The sequence below is a fragment of the Mesorhizobium sp. M8A.F.Ca.ET.021.01.1.1 genome (genome assembly GCF_003998025.1).
Lineage (GTDB): Bacteria > Pseudomonadota > Alphaproteobacteria > Rhizobiales > Rhizobiaceae > Mesorhizobium.
The window spans coordinates 1-3852 of the sequence record NZ_RZSJ01000575.1 but is presented as its reverse complement, the minus strand read 5'-3'; the positions used below and the strand labels follow the sequence as shown (position 1 = coordinate 3852).

Below are 3852 nucleotides of genomic sequence, written 5' to 3'. Positions count from 1 at the left end.
TAGTGGAGACGTACGATAATCCGTCTGGGAACCATTAGTGGTTGCTGTATTGGTGCTGGTCTTATGATCGCCATCTACCACCGAGATACTGCGGAGTAGCGCTCTGTTGGGTGCTGTCTCGTGCGAGGGACATCCCTTCCAAATGAGGGGCAGTCGCTGAACGATTGCTGCACATCCGCTTCATGCCGATGAAGCAAAAGCTTCATGACTATGGAGCAAATGGATGTGCAAGATGAACCGCTCAAACAGACTACCAAAATTCAGAATCGCGCACGCCGAGAAGCAAAATTGGCGATGCTTCTACTGCGGGTTCCCAATGTGGAACGGAGATCCTTCTCGGCCATCTGATGCTCGCCAACTTTCTGTTAGGTTGCTTAGTCGCTTCCTCTGCACTGCGGAACATCTGAGCCCCAAGATGGATGGCGGCAAAGATAGACCCGAAAACCTCGTCGCTGCCTGCAAATTTTGCAACCAAACCCGGCACAGGATGCGAAATGTATTGTCGCCTGCCGCCTACCAGCAACACGTCCGAAAGAGAATACTGGCCAGGAAATGGCACCCAATTGAGTATCACCGCTTGCTAGATGACCCATATTAGACAGCCCTTCGAACGGCCGTGAAAGCCAGCCCATTTGCTGAGACCCGGCTTTCCCTGGGGCCTCGATCACTGCAATACTAGCGATCAAGGCTACCTCTGGATCACATCGATGTTGGAAATCCCGGAAGATCGATGCGAGCGCCATCGTCTATCCAAGGCGATCGACGACGCCTTCAAGGCCGGTGACTTCGATGAACTTGGCAAGGCCCTGGGCGGTTCGCCCCGCTGGTTCGACGAGCGCATGCCGTTCGAACTCGGTCTTGGCCATCCGCTGGAATACGCGATCTACTGGAGCCCTCTCGCCTTCGTCGCAACGCTGATCGAGGCCGGTACGAGCCCGAACTACGAAGATCATGCCGGATTTCCACCGATCATCGCGGCGCTGTCCACCGCACGCGCGGACAAGCTCGACATCATCCGCATCCTGGTCGATCACGGCGCCGACCCCAACATGCGGGGCGTGAACGACTGGACGCCGCTTCACTATGCGGTGGCCATCCGCAGCGTCGAGGCGATCCGCCTGCTTCTCGCCGCCGGCGCGGACCCGACGCTCGAAACCCGTATCGATCATTACACGACGGCCCTTGAGGAAGCCGACAGTGCAGGCTTTGAAGCCGGGGCTTCATTGCTGCGCGATGCGATGGCCAAGCGCGGCCCTAACGGACCAATGAACAATGGTTGAGCGCGAGGCATTGACGCGATGCGAGAAACCGGTCCCGGAAATGCGCGAAGACCGCTAAGAGGTACGGCCATGATCAAGCCGACCGTCGCCCCCTCACAGATCCTGGACCGCCTCGCACAACGCTTCGCCGGAATTTCCGACTTTCAGCAAGCGTCCGAAGGCGAGGAGTCGCAGGCCTTTGCTTTCGCCAGCGAAGGCAATCCTTACATCATCCGCATCAATCGCTCAGATGCCGGATTCGAAAAAGACCGTTTCCTGTTCCAACGCTTCGCGAGCGCTGACCTGCCTGTTCCCGAGATCCTGACGATAGAGGCTTTTTCCGACCACATCTGGTGCTGCGTCTCACGAAGGGTTGCCGGCATCACCCTGGAGGATATGGCTCCTGTCGATCTACCTGCCGTCCTCGAACCAGTATCGAAGATCCTGGACACGATGGCAGGGGCCGACACGGCCGGAACCAAAGGCTTTGGACCTTTCGATGCATCCGGTTCCGGCAGCTTTCGCAGCTGGCGCGATTTCCTGCTTTCCGGCGACGACGATTGCCGTGACTGGGCCAAGGCAGTCACGCGTGCCGACATGGCGCGCATCCGCGCCATTCTTGGGCGGATACGCGCTTTGGCCGTGCTCTGCCCTGAAATCCGCAAACTGGTGCATGGCGATTTCGGTTCGAACAATGTTCTCGCCGACGACGGCCGCATCACCGGGGTGATCGACTGGTCTGAAGCGCTGTTCGGCGACCCGCTCTACGATGTCGCCAACATCCTGTTCTGGCGGCCATGGCTCGACTGCATGGAACAGCAGGCGCGCTTCTTCGAAACGCACCAACCCGACCGGCTTTACCACCAGCGACGACTGCTTTGCTATCAGCTCCGCATCGGCATCGATGTGCTTTACGAAGCTGCCGTCGACGGCAACGACGCGGAAGCGGGGTGGGCACTAGCGCGATGTGAAAGCATCGCCACCCGTTGAGAGGCTCAGAGCTTCTTCAATCCCGCCTTGAAGCGTTTGCCATTGGCGACGTAGTGCGCGGCCGAGGCGCGCAGCCTGGCGACCGCCGCGTCGTCCAGCACCCTGATCGCCTTGGCGGGCGAGCCGACGATCAGCGAATTGTCGGGAAATTCCTTGCCTTCGGTGACCAGCGCGCCGGCGCCGACCAGTGAATTCCTGCCGATCCTGGCGCCGTTCAGCACGATTGCGCCCATGCCGATCAGGCTGTTGTCACCAATCGTGCAGCCATGCAGCATGGCGCGGTGGCCGATGGTGCATCCTTCGCCGATGGTCAGCGGAAAGCCGGGATCGGTGTGCATGACGGTGTGTTCCTGCACATTGGTGTCGGCGCCGATGACGATGGGCTCGTTGTCACCCCTGATGACGACGCCGAACCAGAAGCCGGCATTGCGGCCGATCCTGACGTCGCCAATCAGCGTGGCGTCGGGCGCGATCCAGTTCGAGTCCGCGTCGGCGAAGCGGGGCTCCGTTCCATCGATCGCATAAAGCGGCATTGTCGGTCTCCGATTCGTCTCAGGCTGGAAACCCTAGGAGACGGACCGCCCAGGAAGCAATGGCGAGCACGACGATGCCCAGGGCCAGCGACCAGGCAATAGCGGTGCAGCCACATGACAGGAGCGCCACTGTCGAAATGCGATCCTGGCGCCGCGCATCGAGAGCTTCGTTGACCAGCATGAACGGCCCGGCGCCGGCGGTGGCAGCTAGCGAGCGCAGCACATGCGAGGGCGACACATAAGGTTCGGCGAAGGCGACCTTGCGACCCGACACCAACTCCATTGTCGAGCCCGTCAGGCCGCAAACGGTCAGCCCGACGACAAAAGCGAACAGCAAGAGTTCCATCTGGGCCATATTAACCCTCCATTTACCATGAAATCGCACAGTCGTTTCAAGAAGGCTGCAAGAGCCGTGCCGTGCGATGTGTGCCGCCGCGGGGCACCCGGACGGTGATGGGCGAGGACTGAGATGAAGCAGGCAGCGATCGCCGACGGCCCGGAACTCACAGTGGTCGATTCCAAGCTGATGAAGCGGGTGTTCTACGCGTTCGCGGCTCTGGCGTTGCTGTCGATAGCCATCAGCCTTGGCGGTAAATGGTTCGGCCGTTCCATTGCCATGGCCGGATACACTGACGACGCGACCGTGCGCGCGGTCGTGATCGGCAACAACATCATCACCGTGCCGGCCAATTTCATCAGGTTCGAGCCGGCCCGGCGCGACGGGATCGCCTCGCGCCTCGACCTTTACCTGCGCTATCCCCAGATGGACGGCTACAGCGAGGCGTCGCGCGATGATTTCAATCACGCCGGAGCCAACAGGAACATCATCTTCCTGTCCTTCGAGCAGCGGATGATGTCGCGCGACATGAGTGGCCGGTTCGGGCCGATCTACAGCGCGTTGATCGTCCAGCCCGGCATTCCAGGGCCTGGCGGCACGACGGTCTATGCGTTCAATGAGAAATCAGGCTACCTGAACGAGGTGCTCGTCGTCGGCAAGCGCGGCGGCAAGGACCCCTTCGTGGCCCGCTGCCTCAGCGGACCAAGCGCCAGCGAATCGCTGGCTCCTTGCG

Annotated in this window: 5 protein-coding genes; 3 read left to right on the top strand and 2 right to left on the bottom strand. The window is 60.5% G+C overall.

Translation table 11 applies throughout. From position 1 onward, the window contains the following. The first annotated feature begins 707 nt into the window (after positions 1 to 707). On the top strand, positions 708 to 1280 hold the full coding sequence (locus EOA36_RS30045) for an ankyrin repeat domain-containing protein (protein ID WP_127280582.1): 573 nt from the start codon (positions 708 to 710) through the stop codon (positions 1278 to 1280). A gap of 69 nt (positions 1281 to 1349) precedes the next feature. After that, entirely contained in the window at positions 1350 to 2249 is a 900-nt protein-coding gene (locus EOA36_RS30040) for a phosphotransferase (RefSeq protein ID WP_127280581.1), read from the top strand. A gap of 5 nt (positions 2250 to 2254) precedes the next feature. Here EOA36_RS30040 and EOA36_RS30035 read toward each other — a convergent pair whose 3' ends face one another. Together EOA36_RS30035 and EOA36_RS30030 are read right to left on the bottom strand one after the other, a co-directional pair. Further along, the gene (locus EOA36_RS30035; protein ID WP_127280580.1) at positions 2255 to 2782 is read right to left on the bottom strand and encodes a gamma carbonic anhydrase family protein; all 528 of its coding nucleotides are present in this window, start codon (positions 2780 to 2782) and stop codon (positions 2255 to 2257) included. 19 nt (positions 2783 to 2801) lie between these two features. After that, on the bottom strand, positions 2802 to 3137 hold the full coding sequence (locus EOA36_RS30030; protein WP_127280579.1) for a hypothetical protein: 336 nt from the start codon (positions 3135 to 3137) through the stop codon (positions 2802 to 2804). 114 nt (positions 3138 to 3251) lie between these two features. On the opposite strand from EOA36_RS30030, the gene EOA36_RS30025 reads away from it, so the two are divergent. Beyond that, on the top strand, positions 3252 to 3852 hold a 601-nt coding region (locus EOA36_RS30025; RefSeq protein ID WP_127280578.1), incomplete at its 3' end, for a hypothetical protein.

Bases quoted from the DNA above. Each gene is read 5' to 3' on its own strand.
- EOA36_RS30035 (WP_127280580.1), bottom strand. From the start codon at position 2,782: ATGCCGCTTTATGCGATCGATGGAACGGAGCCCCGCTTCGCCGACGCG.
- EOA36_RS30040 (WP_127280581.1), top strand. From the start codon at position 1,350: ATGATCAAGCCGACCGTCGCCCCCTCACAGATCCTGGACCGCCTCGCA.
- EOA36_RS30045 (WP_127280582.1), top strand. From the start codon at position 708: ATGTTGGAAATCCCGGAAGATCGATGCGAGCGCCATCGTCTATCCAAG.
- EOA36_RS30030 (WP_127280579.1), bottom strand. From the start codon at position 3,137: ATGGCCCAGATGGAACTCTTGCTGTTCGCTTTTGTCGTCGGGCTGACC.